We start from the raw sequence: 22,155 nt of genomic DNA on the forward strand, positions 1-22,155 counted from the left end.
TTCATGGCTGCTCGGCACGCCGCGCCCGCGCCGCGTCGCTGCCGAACCACCGGTCGAAACGCCGCGTGTAGTTCAGGTCGACGCCCTGGAACGTGCCGCCGTACGCGGACACGGACCAGAAGCGCGTCAGGTTGATCGTCGCCTTGAACGCGTTGCTCGCCGACTGCAGCCCCTGCTCGAAGCCGAGCACGAACCGCTCGTTGATCGCCTTCGACACCAGCACGACCTGCGGGTCGGTCAGGCCGACCTCGCTGCGGCCGACCGAGACCTCGTCGAGACCGAAGGTCTGCGCGACGCGCTTGCCGGTCACGCTGCCGAGCAGCCCGAGCGCCGCCGTCATCGTGCCCTGCTGGCCGACGTTGTTGCCCTGGTCGGTGCCGTGCCCGAACAGCAGCCACGACAGCTTTTCGTTGTCCGTGACGTTCGGTTCCGACACCAGCTTGACCGTCAGCGACTGGATCGTGCCCGTGACCTGCACGCCGGCCTCGACTTCCTGGTTGCGCCGCATCGCGAGGATGTTGACGCCCGGGTTCGACACGGGGCCGTTGAAGGTGAAGAAGCCGTTCTCGATCGCGAGCTTGCGGCCGAACGACGTGTACGTCGATCCTTCGGTCACACGCACGTTGCCGACCGCGCGCAGCGGCACGCCCGGCGCGCTCATCACGGTGATCGTGCCGCGCAGCCCGAGATCCGCGCCGTGCCCCTTGAAGCGGAAGTTGTTGCCGAGGCCAATGTCGATGTTCGCGCGCGGCGCGAGCGACGGCGCCGGTTTGTCCGCGGCCGGCTTCGGCTTGGCGACGGCGGTGCCGGTCGGCGTCTCGCCGCGCACCGTGCCGTCGGGTTGCACGATCACCACGTCGTCCGACAGGTGCGGCGCCGACTCCTCGGGCAAGTCGAACAACGCGCGATCGACGACGAACTTGCCGTCGATCGACAACGCGCCGCGCGGCCCGTCGTTCGCGACCGTCGCCTTGCCCGACAGCGACAGCTTCCGGTCCGGCGCCGCGAACAGCTCGAGCTTGTCCGCGACGATGCTCGCGGTCAGGTCGGGCGCCTCGCCGTCGAGACGCACGCGGCCAAGTGCGCGCAGCGTGCCGTCGCCGCCGTGGAACTCGACCTGCTGGAATTCGACGAGGTTTTCCGACAGCTTGATGCGCACGATGCCGTCCTTCAGCTGCACGCCCTGGTCGACGAGCGTCGCGGACAGGTCGTCGCCCGTCAGCATCCCCGACAGGTTCGGCTTCGACGGCGTGCCCGCGACGGTCAGCTTCAGCGCCGCGCGCCCGCCGAGCAGGTAGCTCGGCCCGAACAGGTTGCCGGTCGTCTTCAGCGCCGGGACGTCGACGTCGATGCGGCCCGACAGCGGGCCGTCGTCGACCACGCCGAACATGCCGTCGCGCAGCGCGAACGGCACGGTGACGTTCGCGTCGAGCGTGCCGATCCGGTTCGCCTTCGCGAGCGCCGTCACGTTGAGCCGGTTGCCGGGCGTGAAGTTCGCGCGTGCGGACAGGTCGGTCAGCCCCAGCGACGCGATGCCGCGCCCGCTCTCGATCGTCACGTCGCCGCCCCGCCGCTTCACCTGCACATGGCCGGTCGAGTTCGCGCCGAGCGAGAAATCCCAGTCGGCGTCGAGCACGACGTCGGTTCGCACCGGCGGCCGCTGGCCCGTCAGCTCCTGGCGGACCTCGAGGAAACGCGCGACCGACACGCCGCTCACGGAGCCTGCCGAGCGCATCTGGCCGTGATCGAACACGAACGACTTCAGGTCGATCGCCGCGCCCTCGAGCGTGAGCCGCGTCGCGCCGAGCGTCACGCGGCCGGCACCGGCCGATACGGTCAGCGGCGCCTGCAGCGCGACGGCCGGCGTGCCGCGGTTCGCGAGACGCGTCACGGTACCGTCCCAGCGCATCCCGTCGCGGCTCTCGACCACGCCGCCGTTCGCCGCGAGCGTCAAGTCGATCACGCGGCCGCCGGCCGTCCCGAGCGCCGACGCGTCGAGCGTGTGCTTCGCGCGCGTACCGTCGAGGTTCGCGCGCAGCGATTTCAGATTCAGCGAACCGAGCGCGAGGTCGGTCGCGTCGGCCGTGAACACGAGGGCGCCGTGCGCGCCGTCGCGGATGTCCGCGCGGCCCTGCGCGGCACCGATCCGGTTCGAGCCGACGACGACGTGCTCGGCCTTGTAGGTGGCCGTCACGTTCGGGTGCGCGAAGCTGCCGGTCAGGTCGCCCTGCGCCTGCACGAGCCCTTCCACGCCGAAGCCGAGCCGGTCGAGCTGCGGCGCGTCGACGACGAAGCGCAGCCGGTCGCCGGGTGCCCCGAAGCTGCCGCGCAGGTCGACATGATTGCCGGCGATCGACAGGTTCGCGTTGCTCGGCAGGATCCGCGAGCCGGCGAGCTGCACGACGCCGGCGCCGGTCAGCGGCACGCCGTCGTACAGGCTGTCGCCGAGCTTGAAGGTCGCCTTCGTCGACACCTGCGGCGCGAACGCGCCCGACGCCGTCAGCGTGCCCGACACGCGCGTCTCGCCGCGCCTGGGCGGCGCCTTCGCGACCTTGACAGGCGCCTTGCCGCTGCCGGCCTTCGGCGCGCTCTGCGCGGCGAGCAGCAGCGGATCGAATCCGGTCAGCGTCGCCTTCGCGTCGTAGCTCGAATGCGCATCGTGGCGGAACACGCCCGTCAGGTCGATGCGGCCCTTGCCCGCCGTCACGCGCGCGTCGGTCAGCACGGTCTGCTGCGGCGTCAGCGCAACCTTCGCGCGTGCGCCGAGCGCGAGCTTCGGATCGTTCAGGTTGAAGTCGACGGTCGTCACGCCGGCCGCGAGCGTCACGCCGAGCGGGCCGCCCAGGCGCATCGGCCGCAGCTCGGCGACGAAGGCGTTCAGGTCGAGGTTCGCGACCTTCAGGTCGAAGCGGCCCTTGCCGCCCGTCAGCGTGCCGTTGCCCGTCACGCTGCCGTCACGGATCAGCTTCAGCGCGAGCGCGTCGATCCGCTGCGCGTGCGCGTCGAGATGCACGTTCGCGTGCGCGTCGATCACCGGCAACAGGTGGTCGCCGAGCGTGCCGGGCTTCGCGTTGACGATCGACACCGGGCCCGTCACCGCGAACCCCTTTGCGGGCGCCGAGCCGGCCGGCGCGGTCACGGGTGCGAGTTCCGCGCGCACCGCGAGATCGGCGGCCGGCGCGCCGGGCGCGAGCGCCTGCGGGTTCACGTGATCGAACGCGAGCGACGCGCGCGTGAGCGGCACCGCGCCGAACGGCGAGGCCTCGACGTGCGCGCGCCCGTTCAGCTTCATCCCGCTCGCGTCGACTTCCGCGACGAGCGCCTCGAGCGAGCCCGACACGCGAGCGCGCGCATCGACCGGCTCGTCGGCCAGCTTGCCTGAGTAAGTGGCCTCCCCCGTCAGCGCGAACGGCTTCACACCGTCGAGTTTCGCGCGCGCGGTCAGCGCGCCGTACGGCGTATCGACGCCGTCGAGCACGAGTTCATGGTGACGACCGTCGCTGCGGCCGTTCAGCGCGAGATGGTCGAGCTGCGTCGTCGAGCCGCCGTCGTGGATCGCCAGGCGATCGACGCGCAGGTCGTCGATCCGCAACTGCAGCGGCAGGCTCAGGTCCTGCGGCGTCGTACTCGGCGTCGACGGCCCCGGCGGGATCCGCACGTCGATCGTGCCGGCCCGAAGATACGCGATGGACAGACGCCACGGCGCGCGGGTCAATGCCCAGCGACCGTCGAGCCGGTCGATGCGGATTTCGGTACCGGTGCCGTCGGGGCTCGTCCAGGCGAACCCGCGCAACCGCACGCCGGTCGCGAGCGAGCCGCCGTCGAGCGTGCCCGCGAGCCGCGCGCCGAGCACGCGCTCCGCCACCTGCCACGCGAGCCGCGTGCCGTGCTCGGTCGTCACCGCGGCCAGCACGAGCCCGACGGCCAGCACGACGAGCAGCACGACCGTCGCAAGCGTCCATGCGACGAACCGCCCGATGCGCGCGACGGGCCCGCGGCGCGGCGCGCGCGGCGGCGCGTCGGGCGCGCCGCCGGGCGTGTCCGGATCGCCAGGCGGCGGCGTGTCGTTCGTATCGTTCGGGTCCTTCGTCATGCGGTTCGTCGATGAAGCGGTACGTTCAGAAAGCGATGCCGAGCGTCAGGTACGGGCGCACGCTATGGTTGCGCAACCCGTACGCGACGTCGACGTTGATCGGGCCGACGGGGCTGCGCCAGCGCGCGCCGACGCCGACGCCCGGGTAAAACACGCGTTCGCCCCACGCATCGGTGGCCGTGCCGATGTCGAAGAACGTCGCGGCGCCCCAGTCGCGGTTGAACCAGTGCTGGTATTCGGCGGTGCCCGTCATCAGGTACTTGGTCGGCAGGACGGAACCGTCGACGCTGTTGCCGATGCTCTGGTAACCGTAGCCGCGCACCGAGTTCGAGCCGCCCGCGCGGAACAGCAGCGATGCCGGCACGCCGGTCGAGCTGCCGCTCGTGAACACGCCGCCGAGCTCCGCGCGGAACACGAACAGGTCGCGCTTGCCGACCGGCAGGTACTGCTGGCCGCGCGCGTAGCCCCGGATGAAGGTCTGGTCGGTCAGCACGCCCTTGACCGCGAAGCCGGCCTCCGCGTGGATCAGGTTGCCCGAACGCGGGAACAGCGGATCGTCGACGTTGCGGCGCGTCCATGCCCATTGCGGCACGAGCGCGCGGCTCGTGGTCGGCCCCGCGCTGTTCTGGTCGAGCCGGTCCTGGTAGTACATCAGCGAATACGAATAGTCGATGAACTGGCCCGTGCGCGTGCGCTGCACGCCGACCCGCGCGCTGTAGATGCGCGTATCCGACACGTTGGTGTTCGTGTACGACGCGAGCACGCTGTTGGTCCACCCCTTCTCGCCCGGCGGCATCGACAGCTGGACCTGCCCGTATTGCTGGATCTGGTCGAGCCGGCCCGACACGGTCAGCGGCCACGCGGCGCCGAACGTGTCGAGATACGTGTAGGAGCCCTGCACATGCGGCCCGGTGTCGGTCGCGAAGCCGACGCCGCCGCGGATGTTGTTGTACGGGAACTCGCTGACCTTCACGTGCACGGGCGTGCGCTCGGGCTTCGCCGTATCGTCGCCGACGTCGATCGCGACGCTCGCGTAGTACGGCGTGTTCTGCAACTGCCGCTGCAATTCGGTGATCCGCTGCACGTCGTAGATCTCGCCTTCCGACAGCGGATTGACGTTCGTGACGATCTTCTCCGGATAGCGCCGCACACCGTCGACGTCGACCTTGCCGATCGTGAACGTCGGACCGCTGTCGAACGTGACCGCGAGCGTCGCGCGCTGCGTGCGCGGGTCGATGCGCGCCTCCGACGACGCGATCTTCGCGCCGAGATAACGACGCGACTGCAGTTGCCTGAGCGCCGCGCCCTTCGCGCCGTCCCAGTCGGACTGCGTGAACGGGTCGCCTGGCTTCAGCGAAAACGCGAAACGGGTCGCGGCTTCCTGCTTCGGGTCCTCGGTGTCGACGGGCCCCTTGAAGGTCAGGTCGACGCTCGACACGACGGTCTGCTTGCCCGGATCGACCGCGATGCGCACGTCGCGCTTGCCGTCGCGCGTGCGCACGTCGGTGCGCACGACCGGCGAGAAATACCCGGCCGTCGCGGTCAGGTCGCGCACCTGCTGCGGGGTGGCCGTCACGAGGAAGTCGAACTGGTCGTCGCTGATGTCGTCGCGCTTCGCGAAGCGCGCGATGTCGAGGTGCGTCTTGAGCAGCTTGCGAACCGAGCGCGGCGCGTCGATGTCGACGTCGTACTTCGCGTGGGCCGGCAGCGCGAAGCACGCGGCCAGGCAACCCGCGAGGGTCGCCCGCGCGGCACGGGCCGCGGCGCCGGCGCGATTGCGTTCCACGCGCGGGCCCGCGTCATGTGCCGGATGTGCTTGCTGGTTCGACTGCCCCGCCAAATATGACCTCGCCCTCGGTTGTCACGGTTTTGTGGAAAACCCTGTATTTGACCACAGCGTGCCGGCGCCAAAGCTTAATGTTTGTAAACCGCCGCGCGAGCACGCGTGGCCGCGGCGTCATGCCCGGCGGCGCGCTTGCGGCCGCCGGCTGCGCGCCAACCCGCGGATTCGACGCGCGATTGCCGCCGGCCGTTCCCGCGATGCGGTAAAATCCCGCCATCGTGAATCCGGCGCATCGTGCGCCGCCCGAAACGGAAAATCCAGCCATGCCGTACCAGTCCGATGTCACGCAGTTCCTGAACCAGCTCAAGCAACAGAAGCCGACGCTCGAGGAAGAGCAGCGCAAGGGCCGTTCCCTGCTGTGGGACAAGCAGCCGATCGACCTCGAAGAGCGCGCCGAGCAGCAGGAATCGCGCGTGAAGCAAACGTCGTACGTCTACTACCAGAACTTCTGACGACGTGAGCGCCGCCGACGAGGCCAGCGCCGCCCGCCAGGACGACGCGATCGCCGCGCCCGCGGGCGCCGATTCGACGCCCGACACGGTCGACGGTGTCGCGGCATTCGCTCGCCTGTACGGCGAGCCGCTGTTCAAGCTGCCGCAGGATCTCTACATCCCGCCCGATGCGCTCGAGGTGTTCCTCGAGACCTTCGAAGGCCCGCTCGACCTGCTGCTCTACCTGATCCGCAAGCAGAACTTCAACGTGCTCGACATCCCGATGGCGCAGGTCACCGCGCAATATCTGGGCTACGTCGACCAGATCCGCACGTCGAACCTCGAGCTCGCGGCCGAGTACCTGCTGATGGCCGCGATGCTGATCGAGATCAAGTCGCGGATGCTGCTGCCGGTCAAGAAGGCCGACACCGGCGAGGAAGCCGAGGATCCGCGCGCCGAACTCGTGCGCCGCCTGCTCGAATACGAGCAGATGAAGCTCGCCGCGCAGCGGCTCGACCAGTTGCCGCAGCTCGGCCGCGACTTCCTGCGCGCCGAGGTCTACATCGAGCAGAGCGTCACGCCGCGCTTCCCCGACGTGAATTCGGACGACCTGCGCGCCGCGTGGGCCGACGTGCTCAAGCGCGCGAAGCTCGTCCAGCACCACAAGATCTCCCGCGAGGAGCTGTCGGTGCGGGAGCACATGAGCCTGATCCTGCGCCGGCTGCAGAACGCGCGTTTCATGGAATTCGCCGAGCTGTTCGACACGTCGCGCGGCGTGCCGGTCGTCGTCGTGAATTTCATCGCGATGCTCGAACTCGCGCGCGAATCGCTCCTCGAGATCACGCAGGCCGAGCCGTTCGCGCCGATCTACGTGCGTCTCGCTTACCTGCCCGCGTAACCGGCCTGGCGCCCGCGTAACGCCCGCGCCTGCCCTTCCCGCCCTCCCGATTCATTCCAGCATACATGCCGCCTCGCCGCAGCCCGACGCGACTGCGCGGGCCGTTGCCGGCACGCCCGGTTAAAAAGTGAACGACCGTACTTTTTTCGATGCGTTTGGCGGCCAAATCCTCTACAATCCGCCGACGCCCGATGCGCCGCCCGCGCGCCGGCGTTCTCCGCTTCGACCCCGACGCCGCTGCTGCGGCGCCAACACGCGCATGCGCGAGGAAACCGCTACCCGATCATGAAAGTCATCAGCTCGATCCAGGAACTGCGCGACCAGTTGCGTGGACAGAACCGCACGGCGTTCGTGCCGACGATGGGCAACCTGCACGAAGGGCACCTGTCGCTGATGCGCCTTGCGCGCCAGCACGGCGACCCGGTCGTGGCGAGCATCTTCGTCAACCGGCTGCAATTCGGCCCGAACGAGGATTTCGACAAGTATCCGCGCACGCTCCAGGACGATATCGAGAAGCTGCAGCAGGAAAACGTCTACGTGCTGTTCGCGCCGACCGAGCGCGACATGTACCCGGAACCGCAGGAATACCGCGTGCTGCCGCCGGACGACCTCGGCGGGATTCTCGAGGGTGAATTCCGGCCCGGCTTCTTCGCCGGCGTGTGCACGGTCGTCACGAAGCTGATGTCCTGCGTGCAGCCCCGCGTCGCCGTGTTCGGCAAGAAGGATTACCAGCAGCTGATGATCGTGCGCCGGATGTGCCAGCAACTCGCGCTGCCGGTCGAGATCATCGCGGCCGAAACCGTGCGCGACGAGGACGGCCTCGCGCTGTCGTCGCGCAACCGCTACCTGACGACCGACGAGCGCAAGGAAGCGCCCGAACTCGCGAAATCGCTGCAGCGCGTGCGCGACAGCGTGCTCGGCGGCGAACGCGACCTCGGCAAGCTCGAGCATCACGCGCGCACGCACCTGGCCGAGCGCGGCTGGGCGCCCGACTACATCGCGATCCGCCGCCGCGCGAACCTGATCGCACCGAGCGCCGCCGAACTCGAAGCCGGCGAGCCGCTCGTCGTGCTCGCGGCCGCGAAGCTCGGCGCGACGCGCCTGATCGACAACCTGGAAATCTGACGGGCCGCCCGCCCGCGCCTCTCACGACGCATCACGGAGACACCATGCAGCGCCACATGCTCAAATCGAAGATCCACCGCGCGGCCGTCACGCACTGCGAGCTGCACTACGAAGGCTCGTGCGCGATCGACGAAGACCTGCTCGAAGCGGCCGGCCTCATCGAAAACGAACGGATCGACATCTGGAACATCAACAACGGCGAGCGTTTCTCGACGTACGCGATCAAGGGCGAGCGCGGCAGCGGGATGATCTCGCTGAACGGCTCGGCCGCGCGTCGCGCGCAGCTCGGCGACCTCGTGATCATCGCGGCATTCGCGATGGTCGACGAAGCCGAGATTCAGGCCGGCTGGAAGCCGAAGCTCGTGTTCATCGACGACGGCAACAAGATCAAGGGCCACCGCGATCACGTGCCGACGCAGAACTGGACCTGACCTGACTGACCGGCCGCCCGCGTGCCGCGGCGCGCGGGAGCGGCTGTGCCGCTTGCGGTTGAAGGGTCGAAGGGCCGGATGCCGTGTGCCACGGGATCCGGCCCTTTCTCATTTCATCGCGTCCCGGCCCGGCGGCCGCGCGATCAGGACGCCTTGGCGGCCCTCTCCGTCTTCTCGGCCTTCGGCGCGCGGCGTTCGGCCCATTCGGCGATCGGCCGCCACTGCTCGAGATCCTTCTCGACCCGGCTCTTCGCAACGTCCCACAGCGTGAGGCCGTGCGCGGCGATCTGCACGTAGTTCTGCGTGTCGCGCACGTAGCCGAGCACCGGCAGGCCGAGCCCTTCGACGAACCGGTGAAGCTGGTCCGACGAGCGCGTGCGCGCATCGACCCGCATCCCGACGATCCCGACCTCGACGCTGCCCTTGCGCACGGCCTTCTCGCCGGCGAGGCGCTCCAGAAACTGCTGCGTGGCCAGAATATCGAACATCGACGGCTGCAGCGGCACGATCACCTTGTCGGCCAGTTGCAGCGCGACGTTGAGCCGGTTGCCGTGCAGCCCGGCCGGCGTATCGATCACCGCATATTCGAGGCCGCGCGGCGGCTTCGTCGGCGCGTCCGGATCGAGTTCCCATGCCTCGATTGCCGGCAGTCCGGCCGGCCGCAGGTCGAGCCACGCATGCGCGGACTGCTGCCGGTCCAGGTCGGCAAGCGCGACCCACGCGCCCTGCGCCGCGAAATAGCCGGCAAGATTGGTGGACAGCGTGCTCTTCCCCACGCCGCCCTTCGGATTCGCCACCACGATCACCGTCATGAATTCCCCCGAAAAAGCCGCGCGGCCCCTGCCGCAGGGCAGGCGCCGCTCGATTGCGGATACAGGGAGCGATGATATCGGCAAACGGGGTGTCACCGGAACGGGTTGCGCCGCGCCGTGTACGCCGACTTACCCACTTACCCCATTACGCACGCTGAACCGCGGCTTCCCGTGCGCCGAGCGCGAACGCGCCGCCGCCCAGCAGCGCCTGCACGGCGAGCGTGACGGCCCAGAACGCCGGGTATTCCCAGCCGCCGTTCGGCGACGCGAAGCTCCAGCCGTTCGGCAGATGCGCGGCGGTCGCGCCGAGCATGAACGGCAGCAGCACCAGCGCGGCGACGCGCACGCGGAAGCCCGCGAGCAGCGCCAGGCCGCCCGCCAGTTCGACGAACGTCGTCAGGTACGCGAGCCAGCCCGGCAGGCCGATCGACGCGAAGAACTGCGCGGTGCCGGGCAGCGTGAAGACGAACACCTTCTGCGCGACGTGCGCGAGGTACAGCACGCCGAGCGCGACGCGCAGCAGGGTCGCGGCGAAATCGTTGAGGCGATTGGGGTTCATGGCGAATTCCTTCGTGAGTGGTGTGAATGGATCGCACTCTATTCGAATCGATTCAACCGATAAATGCGCCAATTCGCTTTAACTGATTCCCATATGGAATCAATCAGGACATAAAAAGGGGCATGACCGATCATGCCCCGCGACCTGCTTCAGTAACCGCTCTTGCCTTGTGTGGCGTCGCCGGAACCGGACTGGCCGCCGCCCGGTGCGTACGAATCGCACGCGTGCGCAACCGCCGACACGCCCAGCAGCGCCGCGAGCAGCACGCTCCACCACCATCGAGCCTTCATCGTCGCACTCCTCCAGGCGGACATCCGCCCTCCTGTGTTGTATGCGATCCGGCGGAAAAAGCGAGCACGGCCCGGCCCGCGTCAACGAAACTCGGCATACAGCGCGTCGAGATCGAGATGATCGGCGAACGAGTCGGCCAGCCGCTCGAGCGATGCCTCGCGCAACGCCGGATAGTCGATGCGCTCCGCGCCGTCGAGCCCGGCCCACGCGAGCAGCGCCGCGCATGCGTCGGGCGAGTCGAACAGCCCGTGCACGTAGGTCGCGAGGATCTGGCCATCGGCGGACACCGCGCCGTCCGGGCGTGTGACGTCGGAGGCATCGGGTGCGGCGTCGGCGGCCAGCGTCAGCGCGGGCGACGCGAGCGCGGGCCCGTGCGTGTCGCCCATGTGGATCTCGTAGCCGCGCACGGCCGCCCCGCCCGGCAGCGCGAGATGCCCGGTCACGTTCTTCAGCGTCTTGTCGCGCTGCAGGGTCGTGTCGAAATCGAGCAGCCCGAGCCCCGGCACGCTGCCGGGCGCCCCTTCGAGGCCGAGCGGATCGTCGAGCGTGCGGCCGAGCATCTGCATCCCGCCGCAGATGCCGATCACCTTGCCGCCGTAGCGCAGATGGCGACGGATCAGCGTGTCCCAGCCCGCGTCGCGCAGCCATGCGAGATCGCGCTGCACGCTCTTCGAACCGGGCAGGATCAGGAGGTCGGCGTCCGGGACGGGGCCGCTCTTCCAGTACGTGAATTCGACCTGCGGATGCGCGCGCAGCGGGTCGAAATCGGTGTGGTTGCTGATGCGCGGCAGCGCCGGCACGACGACGCGCAGCAGGCCGGCATCGCCGCGTGCGGCGGCGCTGCGCGCCTGTGCGGGCAGCATGTCCTCGGCGTCGAGCAACAGGCCATGCAGGTACGGCAGCACGCCGAACACGGGCTTGCCCGTCTGCGCACGCAGCCAGTCGAGCCCCGGTTCGAGCAGCTTGACGTCGCCGCGGAAGCGGTTGATCACGAAGCCGCGCACGCGTGCGCGCTCGCTGTCCGACAGGCATGCGAGCGTGCCGACCAGGTGCGCGAACACGCCGCCGCGGTCGATGTCGGCGACGAGCACGACCGGGCAGTCGACGCGTTCGGCAAACCCCATGTTCGCGATGTCGCCGTCACGCAGGTTGATCTCGGCCGGGCTCCCCGCGCCCTCGACGATCACCGTGTCGTAGCCGGCGCGCAGGCGCGCGTACGACTCGAGCACTGCTTCGAATGCGACCGGCTTGTAGCCGTGATACGCGCGTGCATCGAGGTTCATGCGCGCCTTACCGTGAATGATCACCTGCGCGCCGCGGTCGCTCGTCGGCTTCAGCAGCACGGGGTTGAAATCCGTATGCGGCGCAACGCCCGCGGCCAGCGCCTGCAGTGCCTGCGCGCGGCCGATTTCGCCGCCGTCGGCCGTCACCGCGCTGTTGAGCGCCATGTTCTGCGGCTTGAACGGCGCAACGCGCGCGCCGCCGCGGCGCGCGAGCCGGCACAGGCCCGCGACCAGCGTGCTCTTGCCCGCGTCGGACGTCGTGCCCTGGATCATCAGCGTGCCGCGCGGCCGCGGCTCGGGTGCATTCATCGTGTAAAGGTCGTCGCGAAGCAAAGCCCGCATTATCCCCCGCGCCGGTATGCCCGCGCCGTTACAATCACGCGATGATTCCGCACGACCTCACCTTCGTCCTCGGCGGCGCACGCTCGGGCAAGAGCGCGCACGCCGAGCGCCTCGCCGCCGACAGCGGCCGCCCCGTCACCTACATCGCCACCGCAACCGCCGCCGACGCCGAATTCGCGCAGCGCATCGCGCACCATCGCGCGCGCCGGCCGGCCGCCTGGGGCTTCGCCGACGCACCCGTCGACCTCGCCGGCACGCTCGCGCGGCTCGACGATCCGCACGCGTGCCTGCTCGTCGACTGCCTGACGCTGTGGCTCACGAACCTGCTGTGCCCGGCCGACGGCGAACCGCTCGACGATGCGCAGTACGCGGCACAGGTCGACCGGCTCGAGCACGCGTTGCGCGGCGCGCGCGCGAAGGTGATCGTCGTCAGCAACGAGATCGGGCTCGGCGTCGTGCCGCTCGGGTCGGTCACGCGCCGCTACGTCGACGAACTCGGGCGCCTGAACCAGCGTGTCGCCGCGCTCGCGACGCGCGTGACGCTGCTCGTCGCCGGGCTGCCGCTCGACCTCAAGACGGGAGCGCCGTCATGCTGATGCTGTCGCTGCCCGTAGTCGCGATGTTCGCGGTCGCGGCCGCGATCATCGACCGCGCGATCGGCGAACCGGCCGGCTGGCATCCGCTCGTCGCGTTCGGCCGCCTCGCCGCGCGCATCGAAGGCGCGCTGAACACGGGCCGGCGCGGCCGCGTGATCGGCGTCGCCGCATGGATCGCGGCGGTCGTGCCGCCGGTCGCCGTCGCGGCATGGCTCGCGGCCGTGCTGCCATGGCCGCTCGCGGCCGCGCTGCACATCGCCCTGCTGTGGTTCGCACTCGGCGCGAAAAGCCTCGCCGACCACGTCGCGCCGATCGCCGCGGCGCTGCTGCGGCGCGACCTCGGCGCCGCCCGCATGCTCACCGCGCGCATCGTGTCGCGCGACACGAGCGACGCGGACGAAGGCGCGCTGTCGCGTGCGGCCGTCGAATCCGCGCTCGAGAACGGCAACGACGCGATCTTCGGCGCACTGTTCTGGTTCGTCGTCGCAGGCGGCCCCGGCGCGCTGCTGTTCCGGCTCGCGAACACGCTCGACGCGATGTGGGGCTACCGCACGCCGCGCTTCCTGACCTTCGGCTGGGCCGCCGCGCGCCTCGACGATGCGCTCAACTGGATTCCCGCGCGCCTGACGGCCGCAAGCTACGCGCTGCTCGGCGACACGGCCGCCGCATGGCGCTGCTGGCGCACGCAGGCACGCCACTGGGACAGCCCGAACGCGGGCCCGGTGATGGCCGCCGGCGCCGGCAGCCTGAACGTGCAGCTGGGCGGCCCGGCCGTCTATCACGGCGAGATCGAGGATCGTCCCGCGCTCGGCACCGGCGCGACGGCGAGCGCCGTCCATATCGTCGCCGCGTTGTCGCTCGTCACGCGCACGCTTGCCCTGTGGCTCGCGCTGCTGGTCGCGAGCGGCGCACTCGTCATGGCCACCCATCATGTCTGACACCCGCATCACGCACGGCGGCAACCTGCACGAAGCCGCACGCCGCCACGGCATTCCGTACGACACGTGGCTCGACCTGTCGACCGGCATCAATCCGGTCGGCTATCCGGTGCCGCCCGTCCCGGCCGACGCGTGGCGCCGGCTGCCCGACGACGGCGACGGCCTCGCGGCCTGCGCCGCGCAGTACTACCATGCGCCCGATCCCGCGCACGTGCTGCCGGTGGCCGGCAGCCAGGCTGCGATCCGCGCATTGCCCGCGCTGCTGCCGGCCGGCGACGCCGGCGTCGCGACGCTCGCGTACGGCGAATACGCACCCGCTTTCGCGCGACACGGCCATCGCGTCGTCGCGCTCGACGTCGGCACCGATACGCTGCCTGCGACGCTACGCCACGTCATCGTCGGGAATCCGAATAATCCGACCGCCGAATTCGTGCCGGCCGAACGCCTGCTCGGCTGGCATGCGCAACTGGCGGCGCGCGGCGGCACGCTGATCGTCGACGAGGCGTTCGCCGATACGGGTGCGACGCAGTCGCTCGCGCCGCAGGTCGATTGTCCGGGGCTCGTCGTGCTGCGTTCGGTCGGCAAGTTCTTCGGGCTCGCCGGCATCCGCGCAGGCTTCGTGCTCGCGTGCCCCGGCCAGATCGTCGCGCTGCGCGACATGCTCGGCGCCTGGACGGTCGGCGGCCCCGCGCGCCATGCGGTCGCCGCGGCGTTCGCCGATCGCGCATGGCAGGCCGCCGCCCGCGAGCGGCTCGCGGCCGACGGCGAGCGGCTGGCCGCACTGCTGCGCGCGCATGGCTTCGCTGCCCGCGCGACGCCGCTCTTCAGCTGGACCGACGACCCGCGGGCAGCGGCACTGCATGCGGCACTCGCGGCACGCGGGATCTGGACGCGGTACTTCCCGACTCCGTCGAGCGTACGCGTCGGCCTGCCGGGCAGCGAAGCCGAATGGCAGCGCCTCGGCAACGCACTCGCGCACTGCGTGCCGCTGCTGCAACGGGAATCCGCATGATTGCGCGCCTGTTGCGCCGGCTGACACCGGTCGCGATGCTGACCGCACTCGCTCATGCACCGCTCGTCCACGCCGACGTCACGACGCGCGACGACGCCGGCAACACCGTCACGCTGCCCGCACCCGCGCAGCGCGTGATCAGCCTCGCGCCGCACGCGACCGAGCTCGTCTACGCGGCCGGCGGCGGCGCGAAGCTCGTCGGCACGGTCACGTACAGCGACTATCCGCCCGCCGCGCGGGCGATACCGCGCGTCGGCGACAACAAGGCGCTCGACCTCGAGCGGATCGCCGCGCTGAAGCCCGACCTGATCGTCGTCTGGCGGCACGGCAACGCCGAGCGGCAGACCGACGCGCTGCGCGCATTGCATATCCCGCTGTTCTTCAGCGAACCGAAGCACCTCGACGACGTATCGTCGTCGCTGCGCCGGCTCGGCACGCTGCTCGGCACGCAACCGGCCGCCGATACGGCCGCGGCCGCCTATACGCGCGACATCGCGGCGCTGCGCGCACGTTATGCCGCGCGGGCGCCCGTCACGATGTTCTTCCAGGTCTGGGACCGGCCGCTGATGACGCTCAATGGCGCGCACCTGATCAACGACGTGATCGAGCTGTGCGGCGGCCGCAACGTGTTCGCCTCGCTCAGGCCGCTCGTGCCGACCGTCACCGACGAGGCCGTGCTCGCGGCCAATCCGGAAGCGATCGTCACGACGAGCGCGGGGGCGTCGCGTACGGACGAACCGTTGCCGAGCCTGGCGCGCTGGCGCACGTGGCCCGCGCTGACGGCGGTGGCGCGCAACAACCTGTTCGCGATCGACGGCGATCTGCTGACGCGGCCGTCGCCGCGGATCGCGCAGGGCGCGGCCGCGCTGTGCGAGGATCTCGAAGCCGCCCGTGGGCGGCGGCCGGCGCGCTGAGTTCCGGCGGCTTGAGCGCGCGCCGCGCACCTGTCGGTGTTTGAGACAGATCGACCGCGCGCCGCGTCGTTCAGATGCGGACGCCGGTGCGCCTATTCGTCCCAGTGCACCACTTCCCACGTTCGCGTGGCGGCATCCGCGCGCAGCCAGACGACACCACCGGTCGGCACCGGCCGCGACAACAGCGTATCGAGCGGCACGCACAGTACATGCGCCGCGAACACGCGGATCACGCCCGCATGCGTGACCGCCCATTGCGGCCGGTCGAACTGCGCGACGGCATCGGCCTGCCGGGCGACCCGGGCAGCGAACCGCGCGACGCTTTCGCCGCCATGCGCGCACGCATGCATCAGGTCGGCCGCCCACGCATCGAGTGCCGCGCGATCGATATCGTCCCAGCGCCGCATTTCCCACGCGCCGAAATCCATTTCCTGCCAGTCCGCCTCGCGTTGCAGCGGCACGCCGCATGCCTGCGCGAGCCGCTCGGCAATGGACGCGCAGCGCGTCAGCGGGCTCGTCCAGACCTGTTCGGGAAGCGGCGCGCCGAGTACCGACAGATGCGCGCGCACGGCCTGCGCGCCGGCGTCGGCCGGCGCGGCGAGCGGCACGTCGCTGCGTCCGTAGCAGAGGCCCGGCTCGACACCGACGGCCGGATGACGGATCAGGACGACGTCCATCCGAGCACCACGAGATAGATCGCCAGTTCGCACAGTTGTTGCGTGAAGCCGAGACAGTCGCCGGTATAACCGCCGATCCGCTTCACGAAATAGCGGGCTGCCCACGCGCGCACGAGCACGAGCGCCACGCAGGCGGCGACGCCCATGCGCCAGTCGGGCCAGAACAGCCACGGCAATCCGAACAGCGCGGCGACACACGCCGCGCGCGCCCCCATCCGTTGCGCGACCGGTTTCGCCTTGCCTTCGGGCCGCACGTAGTCGAGCGTCATCAGCAGGCTCACGGCCGCCGCGCGGCTCGCCGCGTGCGCGGCGATCATCGTCCATGCGGCACGCAACGGCAGCATCGACGCAAGCGCCTGCCATTTCACGCCGAGCGCGATCATGAGCGCGACCGCACCGAACGTGCCGATCCGCGAGTCGTGCATGATGCGCAGCACGTCGTCGCGCGTATAGCCGCCGCCGAACGCATCGCAGCTGTCGGCGAGGCCGTCCTCGTGGAAGGCCCCCGTTGCGAGCAGCGTGGCGGCCATCGACAGCCCGACCGCGATCGACACGGGCAGCGCGCGCAGCGCGACCAGATACACGAGCGCGCCCCACGCGCCGACGCATGCGCCGACGAGCGGGAAATATCGCGCGGCCTGGTCGAGATCGCCGGCCGCGTAGCCGATCGCGCGCGGCACGGGCACGCGCGTGAAGTAGCCGAGCGCGACGAAGAAGTAGCGCAGTTCGGCCCGCACGCCGCGCGCGCGATCAGGCGTCACGATCGTCGACACCGGCGGATTCGAAGCTCGCCATTTCCGTGAGGAACGCAGCAGCCGCACGCACGAGCGGCAGCGCGAGCGCCGCGCCCGTGCCTTCGCCGAGCCGCAGGTCGAGCGCGAGCAGCGGCTTCGCGCCGAAATGCTCGAGCATGCGCCGGTGCCCGGCCTCGTGCGACGTATGCGAGAACACGCAGTAGTCGCGCACGCCGGGCGCGATGCGCTCGGCGACGAGCAATGCGGCCGTCGCGATGAAGCCGTCGACGAGGATCGTCATCCGTTCGCTCGCGGCCGCGAGATACGCGCCCGTCATCATCGCGATCTCGAAGCCGCCGAACGTCGCGAGCACGTCGAGCGGCGCAATCGCGTGCGAGTGCTTGACGAGCGCACGGCCGAGCACCGCGCGCTTGTGCGCGAGGCCCTGGTCGTCGAGGCCCGTGCCGCGCCCGACGCACGCGTCGATCGGCACGCCGAGCAGGCGGCTCATCAGGCACGCGGCCGACGACGTGTTCGCGATCCCCATCTCGCCGAAGCCGATCACGTTCGTGCCGAGCGACGCGTGCAGGCGCACGCGCGCCGCGCCGGCCGCGAGCGCCGTCATCGCCTCGTCGCGCGTCATCGCAGGTTCCGTCGCGAAGTTGCGCGTGCCGCGCGCGACCGGCAGCGACACCAGGCGGTCGGACAGCGGCAGCGGCGACGCGACGCCCGCATCGACGATCTCGAGCGTGCTCTGCGAGACGCCCGAGAACGCGTTGATTGCCGCGCCGCCGGCGAGGAAGTTCGCGACCATCTGCGCGGTCACCGCTTGCGGATAGGGGCTCACGCCTTCGGCGGCAATCCCGTGATCGCCGGCGAACACGATCATCACGGGACGCTGCACGACCGGCCGCTCGGTGTGCTGGATCAGGCCGACCTGCAGCGCGACCGCCTCAAGCTGGCCGAGGCTGCCGGGCGGCTTGGTCTTGTGGTCGATCACATGCTGCAGGCGCTTGCGCAGCACGTCGTCGAGCGGTGCGATCGCGGGCGGGAAGTGGGTCGGGGTCGTCATCGGGAAGCCGTGTCGTGGGCGCGGCGTGCACCGCGCATCGGAAAAGGAAACGTCATTGTCGCTCGGGCCACGCCGGCAGCAGCGCATCGCGGCCGTTCTCGCGGATCAGCACGAGCGGATAACCGAACGCGTCGCTCGCGCGCTCGGGCGTCAGCACGTCGTGCACGGGGCCGGCCCACGCGTGGCCACGGCCGTCGAGCAACAGCGCATGCGTCGCGAAACGCCGCGCGAGGTTCAGATCATGGCACGAGAACAGCACCGCGCGCGGGCCCGCGTCGAGCCAGGCGGCCAGCGCGGTCAGGCAATCGATCTGGTGATGGAGGTCGAGATGCGCGAGCGGTTCGTCGAGCAGCATCAACGGCGCGTCCTGGCACAGCGTCGCGGCCAGCGCGACGCGCTGCCGCTCGCCGCCCGACAGCGACAGCACGTCGCGCGACGCAAGCGCGGTCAGGTCGAAGGTCGCCAGCGCGTCGCGCGCGGCCGCGCGGTCGCCGTCGCGCTCCCAGCCCCAGCCGCCGAGATACGGAAAGCGGTTGAGCAAGACCGTATCGAACACGGTCGCGCTGAATGCGTCGTGCAGTTGCTGCGGCATCAGCGCGCGGCGCTGCGCGAGCTGCGCGGGCGGCCATGCGGAAAGCGGCCGGCCGTCGATCTCGACGTGTCCGCCGGCCGGCGGCTGCAGCCCCGCGAGGGTCGCCAGCAGCGTCGTCTTGCCCGCGCCGTTCGGCCCGGCGACGCACCAGATCTCGCCTGGACGGAATGCCTGCGTGAAGCCGTCGAGCAGCGTGCGCGCGCCAGCCTTCAGCGTCAGGCCGACGGCCGCGCAGCTCATCTCGTCGCCGCTGGCGCGCAATGCGGCACGGGTCATCGCGTCGGCCTCCTGAGCAACATCCACAGGAACACCGGCACGCCGATCAACGCGGTCATCACGCCGACCGGCAGTTGCGCGGGCGCGATCGCGGTGCGTGCGAGCAGGTCGGCGGCCATCACGCCACCGCCGCCCGCGAGCATCGCGGCCGGCAGCAACATCCGCTGGTCGTTGCCGAATGCGAGCCGCAGCGCGTGCGGCACGACGAGGCCGACGAAGCCGATCGTGCCGGCGGTCGTCACTGCGGCCGCGGCGGCCAGCGACGCGACGAGATAGATCCGCACACGCAGGCGCGCGACGGGCACGCCGAGCGCGAGCGCCGTCGCATCGCCGCGCAGCAGCACGTTCAGTTGCGGCGCGGCCGGCAGTGCGATGCACGCGGCCAGCAGCAGCGCGCCCCCCGCGAACCACGGTGTGCTCACGCCGTTCAGGTCGCCCGTCAGCCAGAAGATGATGCCGCGCAGCCGCGCATCGGGCGCGAGCGACAGCAGCAGCGTGACGAGCGCGCCCCACCCCGCCGCGATCACGACGCCCGTGAGCAGCAGCCGCGGCGACGCATCGCGCGACTCGCCGCGCCCCAGCTCGCGACGCGCGAGTCCGAGCACGAGCGCGACCGACACGAGCGAGCCGGCGAACGCCGACACATCGACGAGCCACCATGCGCCGCCCGCGATCATCGCGACGAGCGCGAAGCCGGCCGCGCCGCCGGACACGCCGAGCACGTACGGATCGGCGAGCGGGTTGCGCAGCAACACCTGCAACAACGAGCCGGCCAGCGCGAGCAGCGCACCGCACGCGAAGCCCGCGAGCGCGCGCGGCAGGCGCAGCGTGCGGACGATGTCGGCGAACAGCGCGTCGCCGCCGTGCGGCACGAGCGACGCGAGCGCCTGCCACGGCGACATCGGCACGCTGCCGATCGACAGCGACGCGACGAACAGCAACGCGACCGCCGCGGCCAATGCGGCCCAGATCGCGGTGGCGCGCGCGGCGCTCATGCGGCCCTCCGCGCGACGGCCGATGCTGCGCGCATCGGCGCGCTACCGCTGCGGGCCGGGCGCGACATCGGCGCAGTGCAGCGTGTTGCAGGCATACCCAAGCTCGTGATCCTTGCGGTCAGGTGGTCGACGCGCGCGGCGACCTTCCGGTGGTCGCCCGGTTCGAGAACGTCAACAAGATGGCAGAAATCGGCGCCGCCGACGATTGGGGTCAGCATCGAAGATCAATCCCGTGAAGCACTGCGCGCCCCGCTTCCCCGCAGGCCGCGCGTCACGAAGCCCGTGCAGGCTCCCCGCCTCGGCCGGTATCCGGGCTGGCGGCGGTCCGGCTCGCCTTCCCGCGCGAAGACGCGCAGTGGCCCGCGTCCGCATGCGAAACGTGCATGCGGAACGCGCCCGAGCCGGCCTGCGTCATGCAACGCGGCCGCTTACCGTTGCGGGGGCAGCGCAGGTTGGCGGCTTCCTGGCGGAGCCCGCGCCCTGCTTCCCGTTTAACCGCGCGTTGCACGCGCGAGCACCGAGGCGGCGCCAGTTTAGGAGCGGGTCGCACGAGCGTCAAGGAAGCATCCGGACACGCACATGACGCGCTGATTCGCGGCAAGAAGCAGGGGTGTTACGACTGGAAACGTTACAGATGTCGGTTTGCGCGTTATTCCGCGCTAAAATGCTGGGTCTTTAGAGGACGCAGCAAATGCTCAACGAACTCGAAACCCTATCTCAAAATATTGGCCGTCTGATTTCGCTGAACAAGCGCTATCACTCGGAACGGCTCGCGCTCGAGGAGCAGGTCGCGCAATTGCGCGCGGACGCGGACACGGTCCGCGCGGAACTCGCGCAACTGCGCGACGAACGCAATGCGCTCGCGGCCGAGCGCGACACGCTGTCGGCAAAGATCGACGACGCCCAGGTGAAACTGAACGCGATTCTCGAAAAGCTGCCGCGCTCGAAAAATGCGGAGCAAGCCGACAACCAGCTCGACCTGCTGGATGCGCAGGCGCGTACGGATGGCGATGACGCGGCCAGCCACGGAGAACATGCATGAGCACCAAGCAGATCGAAGTCTCGATTCTCGGTCAGGCCTATCGGCTCGCCTGCTCGGCCGAGACCGAAGCGGCACTGCTCGAAGCGGTCGCGCGCGTCGACGCCGAAATGTCGAAAATCCGCTCGAACAGCTCGGTACGCGGCACCGATCGCATCGCCGTGATGGCGGCGCTGTCGCTCGCTTCCGAATTGCTGCGGCTGCAAACGAGCGTGCGGCACGGTGAAGCATTTCCGGCGGAGGAAATCCGTCGTACAATGCACCAGATGAACGAACAGCTCGGCGCGGTGCTCGCACAGCACGAGACGCAGTAACGTTTTAATCGATGCGTCGATTCCCCTTGATCTCGGCGATCAACGGTGGTCAAATTGGCGCATCGAATCACAGTTCAGTCAGCTTCCCTGCCTGGTTCGCCAAGGTCATATATTCCTTGAACCAATGCCATGTGCACGGTTGCGGAAATTTGTAGCACGGGCGCGCGCGTCACTCTGTCTGATGTACCCGAAGTGCTGCTAACTGCGACCAATTCTGAACCTCAGGTTCAGGATGCCGGCCTAGCGGCCAAGGCGGGGGCCTATCCAACGGCATCGGGCGAAGCCCGGTGCCGTTTTCTTTTGTAGCAGCCTCTTTCTGCGTCGATCACGATCCATGCAATACTGGCTGATGAAGTCCGAACCGGACGAAGCAAGCATCGACGATCTCGCCAACGCACCGCAGCGCTCGCTGCCGTGGACCGGCGTGCGCAATTATCAGGCGCGCAATTTCATGCGCGACACGATGAAGATCGGCGACGGCGTGCTGTTCTATCACTCGAGCTGCCCCGAGCCGGGCATCGCGGGCCTCGCCGAAGTGTCGTCGACGCCCTACCCCGACCCCACGCAGTTCGATCCGAAAAGCCCCTATTACGATCCGAAGTCGACCCTGGAAGCGCCGCGCTGGCTGCTCGTCGACGTGCGCTACGTGAAAAAATCGCCGCTCGTGCCGCTCGCCGCGCTGCGCGAACACGACGAACTCGCCGACATGCGCGTGCTCGCACGCGGCAACCGGCTGTCGATCACGCCCGTCACGCGCGCCGAATGGCGGTTCATCACCGAAAAGCTGATGAAGTAGGCGCACGCCAAACGTCAAATCTGGTCAGTACGCGCCGCCGCCACGGAACTCGCGGCACTTTCGCGCGGCCTAAGCAACCGCTGCCGGCCGAT

Annotated in this window: 23 protein-coding genes, 1 other RNA gene and 1 riboswitch; of the genes, 12 read left to right on the forward strand and 12 right to left on the reverse strand. The window is 69.9% G+C overall.

The genetic code is table 11. From position 1 onward, the window contains the following. Position 1 precedes the first annotated feature (1 nt). Positions 2-4,093, reverse strand: coding sequence for a translocation/assembly module TamB domain-containing protein (locus tag E9536_RS25410; protein ID WP_136471074.1), 4,092 nt, complete (start codon positions 4,091-4,093; stop codon positions 2-4). A 25-nt stretch (positions 4,094-4,118) separates the two neighbouring features. Continuing rightward, positions 4,119-5,933: an autotransporter assembly complex family protein gene (locus E9536_RS25415; protein WP_060083238.1), complete on the reverse strand. Its 1,815-nt coding sequence runs from the start codon at positions 5,931-5,933 to the stop codon at positions 4,119-4,121. A 266-nt stretch (positions 5,934-6,199) separates the two neighbouring features. On the opposite strand from E9536_RS25415, the gene E9536_RS25420 reads away from it, so the two are divergent. From E9536_RS25420 to panD, 4 genes are all read left to right on the forward strand, one after another. After that, positions 6,200-6,388 (forward strand): DUF3460 family protein, encoded by a 189-nt coding sequence (locus E9536_RS25420; protein ID WP_006478107.1) that lies wholly within the window; start codon positions 6,200-6,202, stop codon positions 6,386-6,388. 4 nt (positions 6,389-6,392) lie between these two features. After that, on the forward strand, positions 6,393-7,265 hold the full coding sequence (locus tag E9536_RS25425) for a ScpA family protein (protein ID WP_021164248.1): 873 nt from the start codon (positions 6,393-6,395) through the stop codon (positions 7,263-7,265). 285 nt (positions 7,266-7,550) lie between these two features. Next, positions 7,551-8,390 (forward strand): pantoate--beta-alanine ligase, encoded by an 840-nt coding sequence (gene panC / locus E9536_RS25430; protein WP_136471076.1) that lies wholly within the window; start codon positions 7,551-7,553, stop codon positions 8,388-8,390. Positions 8,391-8,434: 44 nt separating this feature from the next. Then, the gene (gene panD / locus E9536_RS25435) at positions 8,435-8,821 is read left to right on the forward strand and encodes an aspartate 1-decarboxylase (protein ID WP_021164250.1); all 387 of its coding nucleotides are present in this window, start codon (positions 8,435-8,437) and stop codon (positions 8,819-8,821) included. A gap of 143 nt (positions 8,822-8,964) precedes the next feature. Here the strand turns inward: panD and E9536_RS25440 are convergent, their stop codons facing one another. The 4 genes from E9536_RS25440 to E9536_RS25450 all read right to left on the reverse strand — a co-directional run bounded on the left by E9536_RS25440 (position 8,965) and on the right by E9536_RS25450 (position 12,075). Further along, on the reverse strand, positions 8,965-9,633 hold the full coding sequence (locus E9536_RS25440) for a ParA family protein (protein WP_136471078.1): 669 nt from the start codon (positions 9,631-9,633) through the stop codon (positions 8,965-8,967). A 145-nt stretch (positions 9,634-9,778) separates the two neighbouring features. Then, a complete protein-coding gene (locus E9536_RS25445; RefSeq protein WP_027786730.1) occupies positions 9,779-10,192 on the reverse strand; it encodes a DoxX family protein in 414 nt (137 codons plus the stop codon). Between the two features lie 149 nt (positions 10,193-10,341). Then, positions 10,342-10,482 (reverse strand): hypothetical protein, encoded by a 141-nt coding sequence (locus E9536_RS41560; RefSeq protein WP_166741928.1) that lies wholly within the window; start codon positions 10,480-10,482, stop codon positions 10,342-10,344. An 81-nt stretch (positions 10,483-10,563) separates the two neighbouring features. Beyond that, positions 10,564-12,075 (reverse strand): cobyric acid synthase, encoded by a 1,512-nt coding sequence (locus tag E9536_RS25450; RefSeq protein WP_136471080.1) that lies wholly within the window; start codon positions 12,073-12,075, stop codon positions 10,564-10,566. Between the two features lie 74 nt (positions 12,076-12,149). On the opposite strand from E9536_RS25450, the gene cobU reads away from it, so the two are divergent. Genes cobU through E9536_RS25470 form a run of 4 tightly spaced genes read left to right on the forward strand, consistent with a single transcriptional unit; the run spans position 12,150 to position 15,568 of the window. Beyond that, entirely contained in the window at positions 12,150-12,704 is a 555-nt protein-coding gene (gene cobU / locus E9536_RS25455; RefSeq protein ID WP_027786728.1) for a bifunctional adenosylcobinamide kinase/adenosylcobinamide-phosphate guanylyltransferase, read from the forward strand. Continuing rightward, positions 12,698-13,642, forward strand: a complete 945-nt coding sequence (gene cbiB, locus E9536_RS25460; RefSeq protein ID WP_027786727.1) for an adenosylcobinamide-phosphate synthase CbiB — start codon at positions 12,698-12,700, stop codon at positions 13,640-13,642. Before cobU ends, cbiB begins: the two co-directional genes overlap by 7 nt. Beyond that, positions 13,635-14,654, forward strand: a complete 1,020-nt coding sequence (gene cobD, locus E9536_RS25465) for a threonine-phosphate decarboxylase CobD (RefSeq protein WP_136471082.1) — start codon at positions 13,635-13,637, stop codon at positions 14,652-14,654. The genes cbiB and cobD overlap by 8 nt, the downstream gene beginning before the upstream one ends. After that, the gene (locus E9536_RS25470) at positions 14,651-15,568 is read left to right on the forward strand and encodes a cobalamin-binding protein (protein ID WP_124534872.1); all 918 of its coding nucleotides are present in this window, start codon (positions 14,651-14,653) and stop codon (positions 15,566-15,568) included. The genes cobD and E9536_RS25470 overlap by 4 nt, the downstream gene beginning before the upstream one ends. 92 nt (positions 15,569-15,660) lie before the next feature. On the opposite strand, the gene cobC is transcribed toward E9536_RS25470, so the two are convergent. Genes cobC through E9536_RS25500 form a run of 6 tightly spaced genes read right to left on the reverse strand, consistent with a single transcriptional unit; the run spans position 15,661 to position 20,132 of the window. After that, positions 15,661-16,245: an alpha-ribazole phosphatase gene (cobC, locus tag E9536_RS25475; protein ID WP_136471084.1), complete on the reverse strand. Its 585-nt coding sequence runs from the start codon at positions 16,243-16,245 to the stop codon at positions 15,661-15,663. Further along, on the reverse strand, positions 16,230-17,006 hold the full coding sequence (locus E9536_RS25480; protein WP_136471120.1) for an adenosylcobinamide-GDP ribazoletransferase: 777 nt from the start codon (positions 17,004-17,006) through the stop codon (positions 16,230-16,232). Before E9536_RS25480 ends, cobC begins: the two co-directional genes overlap by 16 nt. Beyond that, positions 16,996-18,051, reverse strand: a complete 1,056-nt coding sequence (gene cobT / locus E9536_RS25485) for a nicotinate-nucleotide--dimethylbenzimidazole phosphoribosyltransferase (protein ID WP_059697712.1) — start codon at positions 18,049-18,051, stop codon at positions 16,996-16,998. Before cobT ends, E9536_RS25480 begins: the two co-directional genes overlap by 11 nt. Positions 18,052-18,103: 52 nt before the next feature. Beyond that, complete coding sequence (locus E9536_RS25490) at positions 18,104-18,919, reverse strand: ABC transporter ATP-binding protein (RefSeq protein WP_060372178.1); 816 nt, start codon at positions 18,917-18,919, stop codon at positions 18,104-18,106. Then, positions 18,916-19,914, reverse strand: coding sequence for an iron ABC transporter permease (locus tag E9536_RS25495; protein ID WP_060372177.1), 999 nt, complete (start codon positions 19,912-19,914; stop codon positions 18,916-18,918). The genes E9536_RS25490 and E9536_RS25495 overlap by 4 nt, the downstream gene beginning before the upstream one ends. Next, the gene (locus tag E9536_RS25500; RefSeq protein ID WP_136471086.1) at positions 19,911-20,132 is read right to left on the reverse strand and encodes a hypothetical protein; all 222 of its coding nucleotides are present in this window, start codon (positions 20,130-20,132) and stop codon (positions 19,911-19,913) included. Before E9536_RS25500 ends, E9536_RS25495 begins: the two co-directional genes overlap by 4 nt. A gap of 64 nt (positions 20,133-20,196) precedes the next feature. Beyond that, positions 20,197-20,451, reverse strand: a riboswitch (cobalamin riboswitch). Positions 20,452-20,605: 154 nt separating this feature from the next. Between E9536_RS25500 and E9536_RS25505 the strand changes: the two genes are divergently transcribed. The 4 genes from E9536_RS25505 (at position 20,606) to E9536_RS25520 (ending at position 22,063) form a co-directional block, all read left to right on the forward strand. Then, complete coding sequence (locus E9536_RS25505; protein ID WP_136471088.1) at positions 20,606-20,956, forward strand: ATPase; 351 nt, start codon at positions 20,606-20,608, stop codon at positions 20,954-20,956. Continuing rightward, a complete protein-coding gene (locus tag E9536_RS25510; RefSeq protein ID WP_011352906.1) occupies positions 20,953-21,267 on the forward strand; it encodes a cell division protein ZapA in 315 nt (104 codons plus the stop codon). The genes E9536_RS25505 and E9536_RS25510 overlap by 4 nt, the downstream gene beginning before the upstream one ends. An 81-nt stretch (positions 21,268-21,348) precedes the next feature. Continuing rightward, positions 21,349-21,530, forward strand: a non-coding RNA gene (gene ssrS, locus E9536_RS25515) — 6S RNA. 71 nt (positions 21,531-21,601) lie between these two features. After that, a complete protein-coding gene (locus E9536_RS25520) occupies positions 21,602-22,063 on the forward strand; it encodes an EVE domain-containing protein (RefSeq protein WP_136471090.1) in 462 nt (153 codons plus the stop codon). The last annotated feature ends 92 nt before the right edge of the window (positions 22,064-22,155 follow it).

Origin of the sequence: Burkholderia sp. LS-044 (assembly GCF_004803625.1) — a bacterium.
Taxonomy (GTDB): domain Bacteria; phylum Pseudomonadota; class Gammaproteobacteria; order Burkholderiales; family Burkholderiaceae; genus Burkholderia; species Burkholderia cepacia.